10 protein-coding genes are annotated in these 21,927 nt (G+C 35.4%); 2 read left to right on the top strand and 8 right to left on the bottom strand.

Going from position 1 to position 21,927, the window contains the following annotated elements:
* Positions 1-267: 267 nt before the first annotated feature.
* From SOM12_RS13360 to SOM12_RS13345, 4 genes are all read right to left on the bottom strand, one after another.
* A complete protein-coding gene (locus tag SOM12_RS13360; RefSeq protein ID WP_320493773.1) occupies positions 268-2,037 on the bottom strand; it encodes a RagB/SusD family nutrient uptake outer membrane protein in 1,770 nt (589 codons plus the stop codon).
* Positions 2,038-2,042: 5 nt separating this feature from the next.
* Entirely contained in the window at positions 2,043-5,324 is a 3,282-nt protein-coding gene (locus tag SOM12_RS13355; protein WP_320493772.1) for a SusC/RagA family TonB-linked outer membrane protein, read from the bottom strand.
* A 70-nt stretch (positions 5,325-5,394) separates the two neighbouring features.
* Positions 5,395-6,318: a FecR family protein gene (locus SOM12_RS13350; protein ID WP_320493771.1), complete on the bottom strand. Its 924-nt coding sequence runs from the start codon at positions 6,316-6,318 to the stop codon at positions 5,395-5,397.
* Between the two features lie 84 nt (positions 6,319-6,402).
* On the bottom strand, positions 6,403-6,927 hold the full coding sequence (locus SOM12_RS13345; protein ID WP_095930736.1) for an RNA polymerase sigma-70 factor: 525 nt from the start codon (positions 6,925-6,927) through the stop codon (positions 6,403-6,405).
* A 264-nt stretch (positions 6,928-7,191) separates the two neighbouring features.
* On the opposite strand from SOM12_RS13345, the gene SOM12_RS13340 reads away from it, so the two are divergent.
* Positions 7,192-8,250, top strand: a complete 1,059-nt coding sequence (locus SOM12_RS13340) for a phosphatidylinositol-specific phospholipase C1-like protein (RefSeq protein ID WP_320493770.1) — start codon at positions 7,192-7,194, stop codon at positions 8,248-8,250.
* A gap of 241 nt (positions 8,251-8,491) precedes the next feature.
* The gene (locus SOM12_RS13335; RefSeq protein ID WP_320493769.1) at positions 8,492-10,423 is read left to right on the top strand and encodes a metallophosphoesterase; all 1,932 of its coding nucleotides are present in this window, start codon (positions 8,492-8,494) and stop codon (positions 10,421-10,423) included.
* 278 nt (positions 10,424-10,701) lie between these two features.
* Here SOM12_RS13335 and SOM12_RS13330 read toward each other — a convergent pair whose 3' ends face one another.
* From SOM12_RS13330 to SOM12_RS13315, 4 genes are all read right to left on the bottom strand, one after another.
* Positions 10,702-12,327: a glycosyl hydrolase family 18 protein gene (locus SOM12_RS13330; RefSeq protein ID WP_320493768.1), complete on the bottom strand. Its 1,626-nt coding sequence runs from the start codon at positions 12,325-12,327 to the stop codon at positions 10,702-10,704.
* A gap of 233 nt (positions 12,328-12,560) precedes the next feature.
* Positions 12,561-15,215, bottom strand: a complete 2,655-nt coding sequence (locus SOM12_RS13325) for a beta-1,3-glucanase family protein (RefSeq protein WP_320493767.1) — start codon at positions 15,213-15,215, stop codon at positions 12,561-12,563.
* A gap of 126 nt (positions 15,216-15,341) precedes the next feature.
* Positions 15,342-18,653, bottom strand: coding sequence for a family 16 glycosylhydrolase (locus SOM12_RS13320; RefSeq protein ID WP_320493766.1), 3,312 nt, complete (start codon positions 18,651-18,653; stop codon positions 15,342-15,344).
* Positions 18,654-18,939: 286 nt separating this feature from the next.
* On the bottom strand, positions 18,940-21,870 hold the full coding sequence (locus SOM12_RS13315) for a triple tyrosine motif-containing protein (RefSeq protein ID WP_320493765.1): 2,931 nt from the start codon (positions 21,868-21,870) through the stop codon (positions 18,940-18,942).
* Positions 21,871-21,927 lie beyond the last annotated feature (57 nt).

Below are 21,927 nucleotides of genomic sequence, written 5' to 3'. Positions count from 1 at the left end.
ACACATACTCAAATATACTCATTATCAATCAGATAACACTTACATTTAACTATTCGTTTATTATATTTTTTTAAGATGCTAAGGTTCTGAGATACTAAGATGCTAAGATTTATATACTTTATGTTCGATGCACTGCAGTGCATCTCTAGATTTAAAAAAAACTTAGCATCTTAGTATCTCAGAACCTTAGCGTCTTTAAAAGAAAAAGCCTGCTTTTTTGAAGCAGGCTTTTTGAAAAAAAATAAAAAAATAAACTAACACACAAACTTAATTGTATCCTTGATTTTGTTTGAATTCCTTAGTTACGTCGATAGTGGACTGCGGAATTGGGAAAACTCTTCTGTATGGTTCTGAAGCTGGTTTTGCTGTTCCTGGAAGATCAAATTTCCCGAAACGGATCATTTGTGGTCTTCTGTATAATTCCCAGTATAATTCGAAACCAATTTCGTTATATAAAACAGTCTGATCGATTGCAGTCAAAGCTTTTCCTGGTGTGCTTCCGTATAGAGATTCTCTTTTTCTGCTTGTACGCAATTTGTTTAAATCATCCATTGCCTGACCCGTATTTCCTTTTCTGAAATAAGCTTCGGCTCTCATGGTATAAATTCCTCCTAAACGGAATAAAGGAATATCAACATTACTGTTTCCGTTTCCTCCTTCTGGATCAAATTCATATTTAAAAATACGTGCTCCTTGATTGATCTCGTTCTGAGCAAAAACTGCCTGAGCTGGATTTTTGAAAGTTAACGAAGGCGTAAAATCCATTCTTGTTGTTGTACTTTTTTCCATGTATAACGGAGAAACTTTAATGCGTCCGTTAACCATTTCTAAAGAACCAGACGATAATAAGATTGGTCCGTATTGCGGTCCAAATTCAATTCCTCTATTAAAGTGGAACCAAGGTAAATTAGCACTTTTAGGAACAATATCTGTTGCTGGAACGCTTACATCTGTTCCGTCGTTTTTAAACCAAGTTCCGTCAGAATATTGGTATTTCTGTTGAAATCTCGGATCATCATGATTTCCATTCCATGTTGCAAAAAACTCAGGAGTTGTACAAGCCGCATTTGTTCCTCTATTGGCTGCAGATGTTCTCTGGTTACGCTCCATACATACATAAGCAAAACTGTTAGAACCGTTTCTGATGTAATCTATCTTCTGAGAAATAGCAAAAATCAACTCTTTTCCTTTATCATTGTCTCTTGCGAAGTTTTTAAAATAATCACTTTCTAAAGAATACTTTCCAGAATCAATCAATAGTGAAGTATAATAAATTACACGATCCATATCTGTTCCTGTACCGGTTGCCGCAGCTTCAGTAAAATTAAAGCTTGAAGATGCATTGAAACGATCTTTAAAAACCGCACGATTCAAATACATAGTTGCTAAGAATCCATAAGCTGCTTCTCTTGTAAATCTTCCGTGATGTGTTTGCTGTGTTCCCATTTCTGCTAAATCTGGCAGAAGAGCTTCAACATCTTTTATCAATTGATCGATTTGCGTATCGGCTTTTAAAATCTGTAAAGGCGCATTTGGGTTCATCGGATCTCTGTAAGGCGCTTGTCCGTACAAATCTAATGTGGTGTACAAATAATACGCTAAAAGACCTTTCGCTTCCGCTAAAAACAATTTTTTCTCGGGAATTGAACTTTCTTCAACTGATTGAATTGCAGTTAACGAACGTGTAATTCCGTTTGTCAATTTATTCCAGTTATCCACTACAACAGCATTATCCGATTTCCATGTAAACTCATGCATATCTCTCCATTTTCCGCCATCTCCCCAATCACTTCCTCGTGTTGGCAAAATTGCTTCGTCTGTCGTATATTCCTGCAAAGAAAAAATACCTCCGTGATCTACAAAAGTTCCGTCTCCCAAACGGTCGTAAGCAGCTGCAAGAGCTCCGGCAGGGTTTGAAGCATCTTCTCCTAAAACCTCATCCAAAACAACTTCGTCAAGGTTGGTACAGCTTGCAAAAAGCCATATAAAAGAAAATATTGCTAATGTTTTTATATTAAAAATTGTATTTGTCTTCATAATAATTATAGTTTTAAAGTTGCTCCAAAACTGAATGTTCTAGAAGTTGGATAACTTGCATAATCGATACCAATAGATTGATTTCCTCCGTTTGATTTCGGACTGTTAATTAACGGATCGTAACCTGTATAGTTTGTAATCGTAATTAAGTTCTGACCTGTTATGTAAAGCGTTAATCCGTTGATCCAGTTTAATCCTTTCAAGTCAAAATTGTAACCAATACGAGCTGTATTTAATCTAATAAAATCTGATTTTTCTAAGAAAAGAGTTGACAAAATTGGTGAGTTTGCAGCATTTGCTCCAGACTCATAATAACCTGTTGCCACGTTACGGTCTGATGCTAAATTGTTTATGTTTAATGCATTTAAACCTGTATTATTTAATAAATAACCACCTGTTTGCCCGATGATAGAGAAAGAAAACGTAAAGTTTTTATATCTCATATCACTATTAAATCCGTAGTAGAAAGTTGGAAGTGCTCCTTCAATAATAACTCTATCACTATTATCAATTACACCGTCTCCGTTTTGATCTTTAAAGATATTCCCTCCATTTGCATCAAAACCAATGTGTTCCAACAAATAGAATGATCCCGCTGCATATCCGCTTTTATAAATATTTGCATTTACTCCAGATTGTCCAGGTCCTGAAATTGTTCCCGTTAAGATTTCTGAAACTGGAAGATCTTCAATTTTGTTATTTAATGTTGCACCGTTCATGTCAATGTTCCAAGAAAAATTCTTAGTATCTACTATTTTTGACCCCAACATAAACTCGATACCTTTATTGATAATTTTACCGTCAATATTGGTCCAGATTGTAGTGGTTGGACTCAAAGCTTGAGAAGGAACATTCAAAATAGCATCTGTAGTTGTTTTATTGAAATAATCTAACGTTCCGTACAATTTGTCATTCCATAAATTGAAATCTAAACCTACGTTAAATTGCGTCACAACCTCCCATTTCAAATCAGGATTTGGTGTTCTATTTACCGAAACTCCGTTTACTAGATTTAAATCGTCATATAAATAATATCCATCAGCTCCAGACAATGAATAACTTGCCTGCGTAATTTTATTTTCAACTTCTTGGTTTCCTGTCTGTCCCCAACTCGCTCTAAGTTTTAAGTTGTTTAAAGTAGAAGATTCTTTTAAGAAACTTTCGTTAGCAATATTCCATCCTAAGGCAAATGATGGGAAATAACCATATTTGTTGTTTTTACCAAAACGAGTTGATCCGTCACCTCTCATAGAAGCTGTTAAAAGATATCTGTTATCAAAACCATAATTCAATCTTCCAAAATAAGACTGTAACTCATTTTCCTGCGCATAACCTGTTGTTCCAGATTGCGTACCTTTAAAACCTGGATTTATTGAAGGAGGAACGCCTTCACCTTGGTTTGAAATTCCGTCGATACTGAAACTTGTTCCCGATCTTTCAAATTTCTGATATGAAAAACCTCCTAAAGCTTCTATTTTATGCTTATCCAAATTTAAATTGTACGTCAGATAATGCTCTACCAAAGAGTTTTTAGAATCTAAATTATTCTGAACATATTTCCCTTTCGGATTCAAATCTGTTAAGTTTGGAAAAATAGTAGTATTTCTCTCTGACATCGAACGATCGATACCAAGATTCAATTTATACTCTAATCCGTTCACGATTCTAAAAGAAGTTTCAAAATTTCCTAAAACTCTCAAAGTACGAGTCTGATCGGTATAAATGCTTAATAAATACGCTGGATTGTAATGCGCATTCATATTAAAATTGGTATAATTTCCATTTGCATCAAAAACCGATCTAGTTGGGTTTGCCATTAAGGTATGTACCAACAATTGTCCGTTAGAACCTCCGTCATCACTTGTAGGAACGCCATCGTCTTTGGTTTCACTAGCCGTAAGATTAAATTTTAATTTTAAACGTTTATTGTCTAGAAATGACTCAGCAGCATTAATTCTTCCTGTCAAACGCTTAAAATTGCTATTTCTAATAATACCTTCTTGATCTAATTGTGATACAGAAGCATAGTAATTTCCTGATTCTGTCTGTTTAGAAAATGCTAGCGAATTGCTTTTTGTAATAGCTTCTCTAAAAATAACATCTTGCCAATCTGTATTACCGCCATGGTCAAAAGCTTTATCTTTAATTGCATTTCTGTATTGTCCTGCACTCAAAACATCCAATTTGTTTGCTACAGTAGAAATTCCTAAAGACGAATCAAAAGTTAGAGTTCCATCTCCTTTTGCTCCTTTTTTAGTCGTTACCAAAACAACTCCGTTAGACCCTCTTGCTCCATAAATTGCAGAAGCAGATGCATCTTTCAAAACTGTAATCGATTCGATATCACTATTATTCAAAAAGTTTAAAGGGTTTTTAGCTTGCGAACTACCAAAACCAACATTCGTTCCAGATGGGCTCACATCGTCATTAGACAATGGAATTCCGTCAACAACAAACAAAGGCGTACTTCCGCTTCTAATAGATCCAACACCTCTAATGGTTACGTTTACTCCTGCTCCTGGCTCACCGCTTGTACTAACCACACGAACACCCGCAACTTTTCCTTGAATTAAATTATCTGGCGAAATGCTTACTCCTTGTTTAAAGTTAGCCGCTTCCAATTGTGTAACTGCTCCCGTAACGTCTTTTTTAGATTGTTTTCCGTAACCAACAACCAAAACTTCATTTAATTCTGCAGTAGCTGGCTCTAACTGAATCGTCATAAAACCACTCTGTGCAGGAACCGTTTTAGATTTATATCCTACATACGAAATATCGATTGTTTTTCCTTCTCCAACAGTAAGTTCAAAAACACCGTCAAAATCCGTCACTGTTGAGTTTGAAGTGCTCGTTTCTATTACAGATGCTCCAGGAATAGGCAATTTATTTTCGTCAACGACTTTTCCTTTTATTTTAATTCTCTCAATTGCTTTGGTATTTACTGCTTTTGGCTCAGCTGTTTTTTGAATTAAAATTAATTTACCATTAATGTTATAATTGAAATTGGCTTTTTTAGAAAGGTCATTCAAAATCGCCGTAATAGACTCTGAATTAAAATTTACTGTATAAGCCGTATTATCAGCAATTATGGCTTGTCCGTAACTAAATTTGTAGTCGGTCTGCTTTGTTAATTTTGAAAAAATAGAGACAAGAGTCGCTTTTTCTATTTTATTTGCTATTTTTGACTCTTTTAATAAAGTTTTACTATAACCGCTCTGAAAGGCAAGTAAAGCTAGAACTAAAAAGACAAAACTCTTTAGATTTAAATAAGAAGGTTTAAAATACATGATTTAAGTAATTGTTTTTACGATGCTTAATTTATTAATGGCAGTTGTTCCCGCAACTGCTTTTTTGTTTTTAATCCACTTTTACTATTTCGCCATAGACTTTGAATTTTAGGTTTGTGATATAATTTATTTGTTCCAAAACATTTTCTAATGTCGCGTCCTTCTTAATGAATACCGTTAACGGCATTGCTAATACGTGTTTATTATTATACTCAAATGAAACTCCGTATTTATATTGTAAAATGGTGATTACTTGTTTTAAAGTAGTTTGATCTAACGTAACATCTTCATTATACCAATTCACCAAAAATGCTTTATCGGCCAATTGTTTGGTTAATTTTTTACCTTCAAATAAAGCTTCCTGATTCGGTACTAAATCAACACTCTGCCCTTTTCCAGACACATTTACTTTTCCGGTTACTACAATTACCTTACAGTTTAATTTTGATAATTGAATGTGAAATGAAGTTCCCACAACTCTTGTCTGTATTTCGCCAGAATGAATAATGAAAGGATGTTTTTTGTCTTTGGCGACTTCAAAAAACGCGTTTCCTTTTACTAAAGAAACTGTTCTTTGATCGCCTACAAATTTTTCAGGATACTGAAATGATGAGTTTGCTGCCAGATAAATTTTCGAACCGTCACTTAATTGGATAGATTTGGGAATCGATGACGTTTTAAATGTGATTTGTTTTTGGTTTAAAACATTTGGTCTCAAGAAAAATCCTAAACCAAGCAGAAAAAGAATGCTGGCAGCAGCTATATATTTTAAATAAGGACGGAAAGATTTCTTCTTTCCAATTCTTAACTGAATTTCATCGTACATGTTTTGAGATTCGATTTCTGGATTTCCCATAAAATCATTATCCCACTTTGATTTTTGATATTCGCTGAAAGCAAAATCATGTAATAAATTTTCTTCTGCTGATGAAGTTTTTCCTCGCGAACTTTTATCTAGCAAATACTCTAAACTATGTTTGATTCTTTTTATCATAAATACTTATTGTTATGAATAAGTACCAGAATCTCGAAATCGTACTATCGCCAAATATTATGAAAACATCAAGCGAAAGTTATTTTAAAATTTTTGATTGAAAATAATGAATGGCGCCAGCCAAGCCAAGTCTTTTAAGCCTTCGCGAAGTTGTTTTACCGCAGATGAAATCTGATTTTTTACGGTTTGTTTCGAAATTCCAAGCTCCTCTGCAATCTGATCGATTGTCATGTCTTGAAATTTATACATCAGCAAAACTTCTTTTCTTTTCTCCGGAAGTTTATCTAATGCAGCATAAAGCAGATCCATCACTTCTGGATCAATTGTCGAAAAATTGTCAATAATGTAGTCTTCGAATTTTTCTTCCAGAATCGTCTTATCAAAACGATTGTTCTGATAATGTTTGAAAACCTGATTCTTAACCGCGCGAAACAAAAAAGGTTCAATCGCATTAATATTCAGCTCTTCTTTTCTTTCCCATAAATCCACAAAAACATCTTGAACGATGTTCTGCGCCAAGTCTTTATCCTGAGTCATCGTATAAGAAAACGCATTGAGCTTTTTCCAATATTGATTATACGTTTGTTCAAAAATTTCAGGATTATTCATATTATAATTACAGGCTTTTTAATATCGTAAAATAATAAAATGAAAAGCCAATGCTTTTTGCGTCAAGGTTATCTTTAAATTAATAAATAAACACGTTTGTTGTATTAATACTACTTTTTCAAGACAGAAATAGAAATGTCTTTGCGATTTCTTTTTTTTAATCTAACATAGAAACCAATAGCAGCTTTTAACTTAGTCCCTTTCAAAAAATGCAATTTTCTTTTGATGCGTCCCAATCAACAGTATCAATTACATTTTAGAATTATGAAACCATTTTTGTTCACTTTATTATTAGCAGGAGCTTTAAGCGTTCAGGCCCAAAACGACAATCTGAAAATGAACCAGCTTCAAGTTATCGGATCGCATAACAGTTACCGTCACGCGATCGAAACGGACTTATACAATACTATTCAGGCACGAGACACTTCTCGTTCGCTTAAGGGTTTACAATATACTCACATCAGTATTACAGATCAATTAAACAAAGGTCTACGCAATCTGGAAATTGATATTTTTGCTGACGCGAAAGGCGGAAAATATACTCATCCGAAAGGTTTAGATATCGCAAAATCTGAAGAAGCTTACGACCCAGATGGATTAATGAAAAAACCGGGTTTTAAAGTTTTCCACATGCCGGATATCGATTTTAAAACTTCTTGCTACACTTTTGAAATCTGTTTGCAGGAACTAAAAAAATGGTCTGATGCCAATCCAAATCATATTCCCGTTTTTATCACTTTAGAGCCAAAAGACGGCGATGCTAATTTCTTCGGAACAAAACCAGAAGATTTCACTGCATCCGTTTTTGATGAAATGGATAAAGTAATTCGAAAAGAATTAGGAAAAGACAAATTGATTACGCCAGATATGGTGCGAGGAAAATACAAAACACTCGAAGAAGCCGTTTTGCATGACAACTGGCCAACTTTAAAAGAAGCCAAAGGACGATTTTTATTCCTATTAGATAATAACGGCGCAAAAAGAGATTTGTACGCATTGAATCATCCGTCCCTTAAGGGACGCGCCGTTTTCATTAACGCCGAACCCGGAAAACCAGAAGCCGCAACATTATTCAGAAATAATTCTGAAGATCCGCAGATTGAAGATTTAGTTAAAAAAGGATATTTAATAAGAACAAGAGCAGATTCTGACACCAAAGAAGCGCGTGCCAACGATTATTCGCATTTTGAAGCAGCTAAAAAATCAGGCGCACAAATAATCACAACCGATTATTATCTTCCAAGCACTTTCTTCAATTCACCGTACCAAATTAAATACGATGATGGAAGTTATGTTAGAAATAATCCTGTTACTGGAAAATAGTTTTTTTTTGTTTCAGGTTTCAGGTTTCAAGTTTCAAGTTATTTCTGGAACGGGAAACCTGAAAATTGAAATAATAATAATTTTAACCGCAAAGAGCGCTAAGATTTTTTATTTAAGATTGCGTTTAGAAACGCAAAGTTCGCAAAGCTTTGTGTTCTTCGATTTTTATAAATCATGCTTAAAAATCTTAGCGAACTTTGCGTAACTCTTTGCGCTCTTTGCGGTAAAAAAAACAAAACCTATGAATTCAAAATTTATAATATTATACATAATCTCGCTCCTAGTTTTTTTCAATAACGTAGCATCCGCACAAAAAGTAAAAAACCTCAACGGAACACAAATCGCATTTTTATCTGATGTCCATCTACAGGATTTATTCGGAAGATTTTCAGATTCAGATTATAAAGGCGTTATAAATCCGAAAACGGGAGAATATGTTTTGGTGCGAACGATGTCATCTCAGCTACATTCTACTCGAATATTCAATGAAAATTATTTCGCCTTTATAGCCGCTTTAGAAGATATCGCTAAGCGCAAAATCAAATACGTCGCACTTCCTGGAGATTATACCGATGACGGACAGCCAATTCACGTTCGCGGATTAGCCAAAATATTAGAACAATACACCAAAAAGTACGGAATAGAATTCTTCATCACCACAGGAAATCACGATCCGGTTGGGCCATTTGCTCAAGAATCTGGAAAAGAAGATTTCTTAGGCAATGATGGTAAAAGTCAGCCCATTTTTAGCAAAGACGGCCTTTATAAGCCCAATTTAAACACCGAACAGCCAGTAGTTGTTACCGCCGATATTGCTAAAATGGGTTATTTAGGAATTACAGATCAGCTTCATGATTTTGGTTTTCATCCAAATAAAAAATACAAATTCTGGGCAATACCATTTTCTACCTATTCAAGCAAGAATTATACATTCGAAAAAGCTCTAGAAAGCGCCAAATTGGCAAATCGCGTATACGAAGTAGCACCTGGTTATGAAGTTCCAGATGTTAGTTATGTCGTAGAGCCTATAGACGGACTTTGGCTGATGGCCATTGACGGAAATGTTTATATCCCAAAGAAAAATGCTTCTGCAGAGAAAGACTCTAAGAATTACAGCGAAGCCAGCACGGGTTATAACAATGTACTTTCGAACAAAAGACATCTTATAAAATGGGTTGAAACTATTTCAGCGGAAGCCAAAAAACAAGGAAAAACTTTAATCGCATTCAGCCATTTTCCAATGATTGATTTTAATGATGACGCTTCTGCAGAAATAAAAGAATTGCTTGGTCCAAACAAATGGCAATTAAACCGAGTTCCTGTCGAAGAAGTAGCACAAGTTTTTGCAGATGCGGGATTGAAGATTCATTTTGGAGGTCATATGCATATCAACGATACGGGAGTTCGAACTTCAGCAAAAGGAAATACTTTGGTTAACATTCAGACTCCATCGCTTGCAGCCTACATTCCTGCTTATAAATTATTGAGTTTCAAAAAAGATAATCTCGTAGATATTCAAACCATTACTATTGATAATGTTCCGAGGTACAACGAACTTTTTGATTTATACAAAATGGAATATCAGTTTTTGGAAAGTCAGAACATGCAAGACATTTGGAATATTGATATTTTAAAAACGAAAAACTATCATGATTTTACCGATTTTCATTTAAAAGAATTAGTTCGACTTCGTTTCTTAAAAGACGATTGGCCTAACGCTTTCAAAGATTTTATATTGAATGTTTCTGCAAAAGATTTACTGGTTTTAGCCAATATGCAATCCGATCAAGATTTTGATTTTATACTAAAAAATAAAGAGCAGTTTCAAGAACAATGGAAAGAAGCTGAAGCTAAATCAGAAAAAATCCTAACTCAGAATAAACTCAAAAAAGAAAACTTTAATTGGACGGGTTATGATCTTCTAGTAGATTTTTATCGTTTTAGAAGTGCAGATGAATTGGCTTTGGCTGATGTTGGAATTCAAAGAGCAAAAGAATATAAAGTTTTGTCTGATTTATTTTTAGAAGGTTCCAAAGCTGATCTTTCAAAAGACACTCCGCTCCAAAAACAGATGAAGTTATTCCTAATCATCTTCAATAAATTTATGCACGAAGTTCCAGCAGATCATTTTACAGTTGATTTGAAAAATGGTGAAATTAAGAATGTCAAGTGATTCTCTTTTTTAACCGCAAAGCACGCAAAGTTTTTTATCTCTGCAAACCTATTAAAAACGCAAAGTTCGCAAAGCTAAACCTAAAGCTTTGCGAACTTTTTTATTTTATAAAATTTAGTCTTAAAAAACTTTGCGCTCTTTGCGCAAACCTTAGCGTTCTTTGCGGTTAAACATAAAGCTTTCATCATAAAAAAGGCCGTCCAAATAGACAGCCCTTTTCATCACATTAAAACCTAAAATTTAATGTATCTAAAACCATTATGGCAAATGGGTTATGATTATTTTTTAATAAAACGTCTTACCGTTTTTATTCCGTTTTTCTCTACCGAAATCAGATAAATTCCTGTTTTTAAAGTCGAAACATCAATGCTGTTATTATTTACGGTTTGAGAAAAAACAGTCGCACCGCCTTCTGTATTGATTACATTTACATTTCCGCCAGAAACCTCTGTGCTGAAGAAAAGCTGACTTTCAGTCGGATTCGGATAAATTTCTAAACTCGCAATTGATTGTTCTGTGCTTGCAGGAGCAGATTTTGCAGTTGAACCCGATTTTGTAATTCTAAACCAATTTATATTAAAACCTGTGTTCTGAACATATATCCCGAAATTATACGTTCCAGCATTTACATTTACCGTTTGAGTAATCGTCTGCCAGTTTTGCCATCCTCCTGTATTTGGAACATTTACAGCACCAAGCTGAATAGTTCCTGCATTTAAATCAGATGATAATCTTCCGCCTGTAACTGCACTTGCCACTCGATATTCTATTTGATAAGAACCAGAAGTTGGAAAATTAATATTGTAATAAGCCATCCAGTCGCCAGTGTCACAATATCCAACATTTAATCCGCCGCCTGTATCGGTTGTTGCTTCGGTTTGAACACCACTCATCGTATTATAATTTTCAGCCTGAATTGTAGTTCCAGTTGCTGGAGGATTACTTCCTGTAATTACCTGATTAACGGCTGTCAGTAAGGATTTAGATCCTGTTGCATCTTGAGATAATTCCCAAATCATAACTCCGCCTGCGTTTTGAATCGCAAAAGTCGTTTTTTGTTTGATAGTTGGAATTCCGTTATAATAAATCGTATTTCCAACCTGATCCAGATTCTCCGCTCCTGGATATTGCGCTACAATATTAGCATAAGAAATTCCCTGATTGGCAGAAGCTCCAAAACCGTAGCCATAAAACGGAAGTCCAATGATAGCTTTACTTGCTGGCAATCCTCTTCCTGTCCAATAATTAAACTGATTTACCGCCATGCTGTAAGGCGAATGCTGTCCCGGATTATTTGGCGCCCAAGGCCCAGTTGCATCATAAGCCATGATATTGATCCAGTCGTAAGCTGCAAAAGTAGATGAAGGTACATTGGCACCACCATATCCTTCTGAAAGCGCTGCTGAAATCAATTTGCCATTGGCATGCAGTTTATTGGCAAGGGCAATTACAAATCCGCCGTAATCTCCATTAATTGCTGGACCTTCTAGATCTACGTCTACACCGTCAAAATTATGGGCTACAACATAATCGTAAATTTTCTGAATGAAAGCCGTTCTGTTGGCTGGCGTAATTAAATTGAAATAATTATCACGAATTGGTCCGCCTTCAGAAACAGAACCACCTCCAAGCGATACAAAAACTTTTACGTTTTGGGCATGCGCCGCATTAATAATGGCATTACTTCCTGAATTAAAACTCAAATATCCGTTGGCATCAGGATTTTCAAAAGCAATATTAATATGCGTTAATTTACTGTACTGAATCGTACTCGAAAAAGCATTCAAGTCGATCCAGTTGGGAACGTAAGCTATTACTTTCTTTTGGGCCGAAACTAAATTAAAGACACCCAACACTAAAATAATCATGCATTTCTGCAGCATTCTTTTGTAATTGTTTTTCATAATAATTGTTTTAATAGATTAATAAACTCGTAAACATGGGACGGTTATTTGAGTTGTATATTTTTTTATTTTAGATTTCAGACTTTAGATTTTAGATTTTAGATTTTAGATTTTAGATTTTAGATTTTAGATTGGGATTTGGCAAAGCCAAATCCCAACTAGGATAGTGTACAAGTGATTTCAAATTAATCTAAAATCTAAAATCTGCAATCTAAAATCACTTTAATCTAAAACTATTTCTTTATGAATCGTTTGATCGTTTGTTTTCCATCTCTTTCAAAAACTATAAAATAGATTCCTTTTCTAAGATGCGAAACATCAAAACTATTGTTGTTGATTTTTTGAGATGCTACAGTAGATCCTGTTTGAGAATCTACAATTTTTGCAGTTCCTCCAGAAAGATCTGTTGTTACATACAACGTATTTTCAACTGGACTTGGATAAACATTTAAAACAGTTTCAGCTGGTTCTTCACCAGTTTCAACTGAAGCCATTCTTGCTGTTCCTCCTACTACTTTTGTAATTTTAATCCAGTTGATATTCATTCCTGTATTCTGAATGTAGATTCCGAAATTATATGTTCCTGCATTTACATTTACAGTCTGCGAAACGGTATGCCAATTTTGCCAACCTCCCGTATTCGGAATATCAACATTTCCTAAAACGACAGCTCCAGCATTCAAATCAGAAGATAATCTTCCGCCCGTAACACCGCTTGCTACTCGATATTCAATTAAATAAGAACCAGTTGTTGGGAAATTAATATTGTTATACGCCAGCCAGTCTCCTGTTTCTGTATAACCAACGTTTGAACCTCCACCTGTATCGGTAGTCGCTTCAACTTGAATACCGCTCATTGCTGAATAATCTTCTGCTTGAATCAATACCGAAGTTTGAGAACTTGTAGCTGGAACCAATTTCCATTGTCCGCAAGTTTGATTGTTGTTATCCCATTGCTGAACGATCGCTCCCGATGCTGTACTTGCTCCTGCCACCTCAACAATTCTTCCGCTATGACGGGCCACAATTTTATAATAGCCATCGCCTGTTGCAACCAAAATAAACTGCTGATTTGTGGTAGCATTGTATGGATACTGTTCTACTCTTGCGCCATTTGCTTTATTGAAGTTATTAATGTCCATTGACATTCCGCTGTGGTTCGCAATGATTTTATACAATCCATCACCTAAATGCGTGAAAGTAAATTTCTGATTGTTTCCAGAATTCAAAGCGCCTTGATTGATTCCTGCTCCGTTTGACGTACTCGAATTCCAAACATCCATATATAATCCGCTGTTTCTGTTTTGAAGAAAGAAAGTCTGGTTTCCTAAAGTTGTCGTTCCGTTTGCAATAATTCTGATTGAACTTACTTTATCATTCCAAGTGGTATTCAAACAAGAATTATCAGAATTGATTACAGTTGAAGCTCCGCCGAAATTATCATCTTGATATAAAATCGCCTGATAACCGGGAGTAATTTTAAGTGATGAAATATCATCATTTAAAACTCCTAAAGAATTTAAACGAGCCAAATTATAATCTCCAATTGTCAATCCTGCTGAGAACCCTGTGTAGTTACAATCTTTATAAACTGTGATTACATCTGTTGTAGCTGGAACTGAAGGCGTATTAAGTCCAAAATAACCTCCAAATGTAGCAATGACTTTTGTTGGCTGTGGCGAATGAAGCGATGGCGACTGATCGGCAACATCATCATACGCAAATCCGTAAGCCAAATTATCAATATTAATTCCTGGTAAATGCCAGAACTTAGAATAATGATTGGTTGGATTTACTTGATAATATTTCGATGCATCGTACCAATTTTGCTGTCCCGGATTTGCTGTTGTAGTATTTACCACATGTCGGTTGATCGCTGCTGTTAACTGAGCCTGAATTACAAGATCTAAATCTCCATCAACCAATCTTCTGTCCAAAACACCTTTTCCTTCAAGTGCTTCTTGCGTTGTTGGCCTATTTTGAACACGTCCAGTTCTTCCGACAAAAGCACCAGATTGTCCCACCATTTCTAATTGTTCTCCAATAACTCTTCCTTTAAAAACTCCCGCATCTCCTGCGTAAAAGATCAAGTCTTCATTTTTGTATTTATTCCAAATCGCATCGATATATGATTTTAAATAATTGGCGTATGGTCCTGATCCTTCAGCATAAGCAGCTGTTTTAGAAGGAGCGGTAATTTCTCCAGTTGCATCATTGACACAGCCTTGAAATTCTGCTGGAACATTCGCTTTAAAAGCCGCAACAATATCAGCATGCTTTTTTAAATCTCCCACTTTCTTTTGATATCCGTTAGCTCCAAACAATTCCAATCCCATTGGATATTTGTATGAATCGACTCTTGTTGGATTTCCGAAGAAACCATATTGATTATTAGTCAATTCGATCATTTCATACAAAATTCCCTGATTTGGATCTGTTGCGTTCTGCGGATTTGGCGATGCATATCCCGAAGGCGCTCCGCTTGCTCCAAAAAAGTAAAAGTACAATTGTGAGCCTTTAGAAATAAAAACTCTACATCCTGCAATTAATGGCAAAGTGAAAGTTTTGTTTGGAATTTCGCTCAGTTTTGTAAAACATGCGGCATATTTTGAGTTTTGTCCCGGTCCTGTGTTTCCTCCATAAGTGGGTCCTGTAACTGTATTATAAGAAGCATTCATGGGCAAAACCTGACTTGTCTTGGCATTGACCCAAACGTGATTTCCTGTAGTATAATCGATTCCTACAATGGCAACATATAGGTCGCTGTCTGCAAATGTCGAATTATTACTAATCGTAAACGGTACAGGCCCTTGAGCATGCATTAGGCTTGAAAACACTAAAAAAAGCGTCATCAAAAAAGAAAATCTTTGAAGTCTAATTTTATTCATATCTAAATAATTTTGGGGTTACATAATAATTAGATTCTAAAACTAAAGTCATTTGAAAATGACTAAATAATTCCGCCAGGTGCAACTGGTCTGCCCTCCTTGAATTGCACCCAACGGATTTAAAAATTATTTCTTAATTAACTTCTTACTCCAACTCTTTTGATCTGATTTGAAGTTTAAAATATAGATTCCTCTGCGAAGTTTACTCACGTCAATTACACTTTCATTCCCTTGAGGTTTATTCTGTAAAATCAAAGTTCCAGAGTTATCATAGATCGTGATCACTTTATTGTCTAAGTTTTCAGGAGATGAAACTTGAACATAGTTTGTTGTCGGATTTGGATAAACTGCAAAAACAGTTTCTTCTTCCTGAGGTTCTTCGGCAACATTCAAAGCCATTCTAGCCGTTGAAGAAGATCCGTAAGCTTCAATTTCATACAATGAATATCCGTAAGGAGCCAAAGCTTTTGCTGTACATAAAATGCGAAGATATCTTCCTGTTCCGCTTACCGCTAAATCATCCGTTCCGCCATCGCTTGCCGTTTGTGTACTGATGGTTTCATTTTCTGTAAAAACATTGTCAGTTGAAAGCTGTATTTTATATTGAGTTGCATAAGCAGCTTCCCATTTTAAAACTACTCTGTTAAGTGTATAATTGCTTCCTAAATCCACATAAATCCATTCGGTTGCATTGGCAAAAGAACTCGCCCATCTTGTACCTCCATCTCCATCTGTTGCTTGGTTTGCAGTAAAAGTCGCATTTTCTAATGTCGAAGCCGTTGCTGTTTTAGCCAAAGCTAAATTCACATTTGGAGTTTCTGTAGAGGCTAAATTTAAAGCTCTCAGATTATCAAAATAATAGGTATTTCCAGAATTAGTTCCCGGTTCAAACAAGAAAACAAAACGGTTGACATCATTGTCTGGAGTTGAAGCGTCTGGCGTGCTTACATACGTAAAAGTAATCGTATGCCAAGCGTTGCTCTGTTTTACCACTCCCTGATAAATACTGTGTCTTCCAACAGGATAATTGGATGGAACTGAAGCACTACTTTCTGCTTGCCATGAAATAATTGATCCAACTGGCGCAGAAGTGTAAACATCCATTGCAAACTTTTTTGTTCCCGCTTTAAAATCACCTATGTTGTTTAAAGTCGTGTTGAACGAGAAATTATCATACAACTCCGTTGATTTACGAACGTATTTTCCAACATTAGAAGAAGTATTGATTCCACTTGCATTTGGATTTGCTGTGTTTGCTGTATACGTTCCAATAGCATCTCTAAATGTAATATTATGAATCGTTTGATAATCTTCATACACAACACCAGGCGTAAAAGTATCTGGAAGCTTAGTCGATCCAATTCTAATATTATCAAAATAATATGTATCGCTTGTGTACGAACCCGAATTAAACAATAAAACCATTTGATTCACTGCCAGATTCGAAGTTCCAGCATCCGGACTGGAATTATAGTAGAAAGTTAATGTTTCCCATTGGTTTTGTTTGGTTGTAATGGCTACGTAACTACTATTTCTTCCTGTCGGATAATTGGCTGGAAGCGAAGTCGCACTATTTTCAAAATTCATGCTTACAACTGTACCAATTGGCGCCGTTGTATAAACATCAATCATAATTTTATTGGTCTGACTTTTGAATAATCCCGCATCTTCAATTGAAGTTTGTGTATTAAAGAAAAGCACATCATATTGCTCAGATGCATTTCGAACGTACTTCGCCACATTCGCGGAAGCGTTAACCGAATTAGCCCCAGGATTTGCCACAACAGAATACGTTCCCGTTGTCGTTCCTTTTATAATTTTATTTGCTCCATCATAATTTTGCAAAACATCTGTTGCAATAATTGGTTTTTCTGGCGCTGCTTTAGTCAGTAGATTATCAAAATAATATGTCGCTCCAGAATTTGAATTCGATTCAAAAAGAATTACCACATTATTAATCGCTAATGCGCTCGTATTTGGATCGATTACTTTTTCAAATTCAAATTCAATCGTTTCCCATTTGTTCTGAACTGTTGTCGTCGCTTTAAAACCACTATGTCTTCCTGACGGATAATTGGTTGCAGTTGTTACATTGCTATTTTCCAATTGCATCGAAATTTTTGTTCCGACAGGAGCCGAAGTATAAATATCAAACGAAAGTCTTTTTCTTCCGTACACATAATCGTTCGCATTGGTAATGATTACGTTTCTAATATTCAAAACATCGTACAATTCACTTGAATTTCGAACGTATTTTCCAACCAAAGCAGAAGTGTTAATTCCTGTGGCCGAAGGATTCGCGACAGCTTCTGTCAAAACTCCCGTTTTTACAGGATACAATACATTTCGATTACTCTGGAAATCTTCATGTATTTTTTCTATTGGCAATGCTGGCTCGGTTGTAACGGCTAGTTTGTAAGTATTGACATTACAGCCAGAAACCGTTGCAGCCACAGAAACATCTCCTCCAGTAGTTCCCCAATTTACAGTAATCGAATTTGTTCCCTGTCCTGATGTAATTGTTGCTCCTGCTGGAACTGTCCAGTTATAGGTCGCCCCCGCAATTGCATTTACAGAATAGGTTTTACTAGTTTCATTTTGGTATACTTTGTTATCTCCTGCTACCGCATATTTAAAACTCCCATCGTAAACACGAACATAATCGACTTGTAATTTTGCTGGGAAATCACCTGGAACTGGCGCTACTCCCGCTCCATTTACACTGGTATAAGGCGTTCCTGCGCTACCAACAGCAAGGTTTAAAATGATATAAAACTGACTATCGTTAAAAGGCCATCCGCCATTAACGGTCGTATTTGGAGTTGCTGTATGAAATAAAACATCATCAACAAACCATTTGATAAAATTTGGTCCCCATTCTACCGCATAAACGTGAAAATCTGAAGATAAATCTGTCGGAGAACTATAGCTTCTTCCCGTAAAATGATATCCGTTTCCATCATAATGAATCGTTCCGTCTACAGATTGCGGATTTCTGTGTTTGGCTTCCATAATATCAATTTCACCGGTAAACGGCCAGTTTCCGTTTACAGGAAGCATCCAAAAAGCGGGCCACGCGCCTTGTCCGTTAGATAACTTCATACGGGCTTCAACCCTTCCATATTTTAGAGAATATTTTCCTTCTGTAGTTAATTTTGAAGAAGCATACGGCTGATCTGGGAATGAAGCGCTCGGCTCATACTTTGCCTGAATGTTCAAATAACTGTTTGCACCTTCTTTTACAATTGTCGCCTGATTCGGATCATAGCGTTGTGCTTCGGCATTTCCAAATCCGCAGAGCGACGGACAGCCATTTCCTGAAATGCTTTGCCATTTGGTCAAATCTACCGTAGTGCCATTAAATTCATCAGACCAGACCAATGTATTACATTGGGCTTGAGTTTTAAGAAATGGCAGCAGTAGAAATAAAACTGCCACACAAAATTGTTTTAATAAATAGGAATTACTTTTCGGTGGTCGGCCGAAAAAAAAGTCTTTTTGCTTCATTTTAAATAGGTTTTAGTTAGTAAATGTTATTTCTTCAATAAAAACCATTTAAAAAAAATAGTTTGTATTTTCCGACAATAACAAAGCAATATTAACTAAAAAATCAGGCAAGACTTACATTTTTGAGTACGGTTTGACTACGGTACTATCGAAGAAATGTAACAAATCATCGATGAAATGCATAAAATCACTTAAAATTTCACTTAAATGAGAAAAATTAAAAATTGAGAATAAATTCGGTGATGTTTGTATCTGATGGAAGCTGCAATTTTTTACGAATGCGATAACGGGTATCTTCAACACCACGAACAGAAATTCCTAAAAGCGGAGCAATTTCTTTTGTATTGAAGTTCATTCGCAAATACGCACACAATCGCATATCGCGCGGAGTCAATTCTGGATAACTCGATTTTAATCGCTGCATAAAATTATCATGCAATTGATTAAAGATTTCTTCAAATTCATTCCAATGTTTGTCTCCCTGCAATTCGTGGTCAATCAATTTATTGATTTTCGTCAGCAGGCTGAAATTTACATTCGGATCATTCTTCTTATCAATCTGTCCGATCAATTCTTTAATAGAAAGTAGAATTTCATTTAAATGAATCAAATTGACTGTATTTGAAGCTACTTTAGCATTTTTAAGATTTATTGTCGTTTCGAGATTCTCTCGCACAATAGCCATATTCTGTTGTTCGAATGTCAGTTTCTGTTCGTTAAGTTCTGCACGGCTTCGAAGCAATTCTCTTTCCTGATTCTCTATTAATTGACGGCGTTGACGCTCAGCAACAGATTTCTGATATCTCACAATTAAATAAATTACAATACTATAAAGCGTAAAATAAAATAAGTATGCCCAAAAAGTTCTGTACCAAGGCGGTAAAACTTCAAATCGAAAAACAGCTTCTTCGCTGACCACATCATACACGTTTTTTGCCCTTACATGAAAAACATATTCGTTTTCAGGCAAATTGGTATATTCCTTTTCGGTCTGAAGACTATAATCTGACCACGTTGGCTCAAAGCCTTCCAGCCAATATTCATATTTTGTAGCATCGGCGTCTTCAAAACAAAGCGATGCAAAAGAAAAATGAAGTGCATTGTTAGAATACGCTAATACTGTTGAAAGTTTATCTTTTACCGATCCCGTTTTATTTGGAAGAACATCATAACGGCTAGAAAACAGCAAACTATCTTTTGGAAAAATGCATTTTACTTCTGAAATAACCGCTTTATATTTCGTTTGATATTTTTTGTTTTTAATGGCACTGTAATGAATCAAGCCTTCTTGCGTTCCAAAAAACACATCACCACTTTTTGTCGTTTGAATATTTTCAAATCCAGGAACATATAGGTATCGAAGTTTTCGATAGGGAAGTTCTTCTGTCTTGAAACTTCCGTTTTTCTGTTTGCTCATTTTTCCTGTATTTTCACCAGAAATGTACCATATATTATCCTGCTGATCTGGTTTTAATAATCGGATATGATTTTCTAATCCCAAATATTTCTTGAAAACAGGATCTGGAATCATTTTTTTTGAAGATACATCTTGTCTGTAAACGCCTTTTGTGGTTCCAAACAAAATCTGATTATCGATTTTAAAGGTATTCAAAAACAAACTCGACGGAAATCCATTTTTATCATTATAAAACTGAATATCAGCAACTGAATTATATACTGCATTGAATTTCAATTTGTAAATTCCTTTGTAGCCGTGTGCAATCCAAATGTTTCCTTGTTTATCGGTTTCCATAATTCTGCTGCTTTCTTCAAAACCTTTTATTCGGTGCTGAAAAATCCACGAACCGTTTACTTTTTTTAAAAGATACAATCCGGTATAACCGCCAACAAGAAGCAAATCAGGACGATTCGGGATTAGGATTCCTTGCCAAGCGCCATCAATTTTGGCTAACGCTTTCGCGGAATTTCCACTGATTTCAAATATGCCATTTTTTTCAAATGCTAACAACGAATTGCCAAAAACACCAATATTCCAAACATTTTCAGACATTCCAGAAACATACTGAAACGTTACATTTTCTCTTTTTCCACTTTTATAAGCTTCCCAATCGAGCCAAAATACGCCATTATCTGTACCGATATACAATTTATTCTGGTAAATCTGACTGCAGTAAATTTTAGTTTCAGAATTTGTACCGTCAATAATTTTGGATAAAGGAGATGAAATCTGAATTAATGAAATTCCGCCTTTGAGCGTGACCCAAAGATTGCCTTCCGCATCGATTTTAAAATTGGTAACATATTCGTTTTGAAGTCCCATTTGTTTGTCAATATGCTGAATCAAATATCCTTCACTATCAATAACTATCAACCCCGATTGACGGGTTCCAATTCCTAAATAACCGTCCGAAAGTTCAATTCCTGCCGAAATCTGATTTTGTTTTAATAAAGGATCAACTTCCGTTATAAATGGTTTAACCTGTTCTCCATCGAAGATAAAAAGTCCATTTTTTTGAGTTAATACTAAAAGTCCATTTTTGGTTTGAAAAATCTTTCGAACCTGCAATCCAACAAACTGCTGGCTATTTACAACTGGAATTAATTCATTTCCTTTCAGCTTTAATAATCCTTTTTCATTGTTTGTAACATAGATTTCTTTTCCCACTTCGAAGAAATCATCAAAAGAGGTTTTGGCATTAATTACCTTGATTGTATTGTTTTTGTAAATAAAAATCCTTTCGTAAGAGAAAAAAATAACTTCATTATTTCGAATGACCGTATGAAGTACATCCCCAAAATTTCGAGCCGATTTAGGAAGCAATTTTACTAAAGAAGTATATTGATATTGCCCATTTGGAAGCTGAATCACAAACCCGAAATCACCTTGCGCACCCACATACATTTTATCGCTTTTATCAATTGTCATCGACCGCACCATGCTTCGGTTTTCTGGCTGTGTCACAATAGCCCAACGCACACCGTCGAATTGCATAATACCAAAATGATTGGCAAAAAACATCATGCCTTTGGAATCTTGCAAAACATCCCAATTTTCTGATGCAGCTTTATAGGTCTTGGGGCTATAATTGGCTATAAAGGGAACTCCAATCTTTTTGATTTGGGAATTGATAATTGGAGAAATAAATAACAGTAATAGAAATAAAATCTTGATTTTAAGTTTCGTCATTTTTGTGCGGTCTGTAGGTTAATGCAGTGACTTTGGGAAATCACTTCCTAAAAAAGA

Origin of the sequence: Flavobacterium sp. CFBP9031 (assembly GCF_034044945.1) — a bacterium.
Classification (GTDB): Bacteria; Bacteroidota; Bacteroidia; order Flavobacteriales; family Flavobacteriaceae; genus Flavobacterium.
The sequence above is the reverse complement of the archived record's forward strand: the minus strand, read 5'-3'. Positions and strand labels throughout refer to the sequence as shown.

Bases quoted from the DNA above. Each gene is read 5' to 3' on its own strand.
- SOM12_RS13360 (WP_320493773.1), bottom strand. From the start codon at position 2,037: ATGAAGACAAATACAATTTTTAATATAAAAACATTAGCAATATTTTCT.
- SOM12_RS13355 (WP_320493772.1), bottom strand. From the start codon at position 5,324: ATGTATTTTAAACCTTCTTATTTAAATCTAAAGAGTTTTGTCTTTTTA.
- SOM12_RS13350 (WP_320493771.1), bottom strand. From the start codon at position 6,318: ATGATAAAAAGAATCAAACATAGTTTAGAGTATTTGCTAGATAAAAGT.
- SOM12_RS13345 (WP_095930736.1), bottom strand. From the start codon at position 6,927: ATGAATAATCCTGAAATTTTTGAACAAACGTATAATCAATATTGGAAA.
- SOM12_RS13340 (WP_320493770.1), top strand. From the start codon at position 7,192: ATGAAACCATTTTTGTTCACTTTATTATTAGCAGGAGCTTTAAGCGTT.
- SOM12_RS13335 (WP_320493769.1), top strand. From the start codon at position 8,492: ATGAATTCAAAATTTATAATATTATACATAATCTCGCTCCTAGTTTTT.
- SOM12_RS13330 (WP_320493768.1), bottom strand. From the start codon at position 12,327: ATGAAAAACAATTACAAAAGAATGCTGCAGAAATGCATGATTATTTTA.
- SOM12_RS13325 (WP_320493767.1), bottom strand. From the start codon at position 15,215: ATGAATAAAATTAGACTTCAAAGATTTTCTTTTTTGATGACGCTTTTT.
- SOM12_RS13315 (WP_320493765.1), bottom strand. From the start codon at position 21,870: ATGACGAAACTTAAAATCAAGATTTTATTTCTATTACTGTTATTTATT.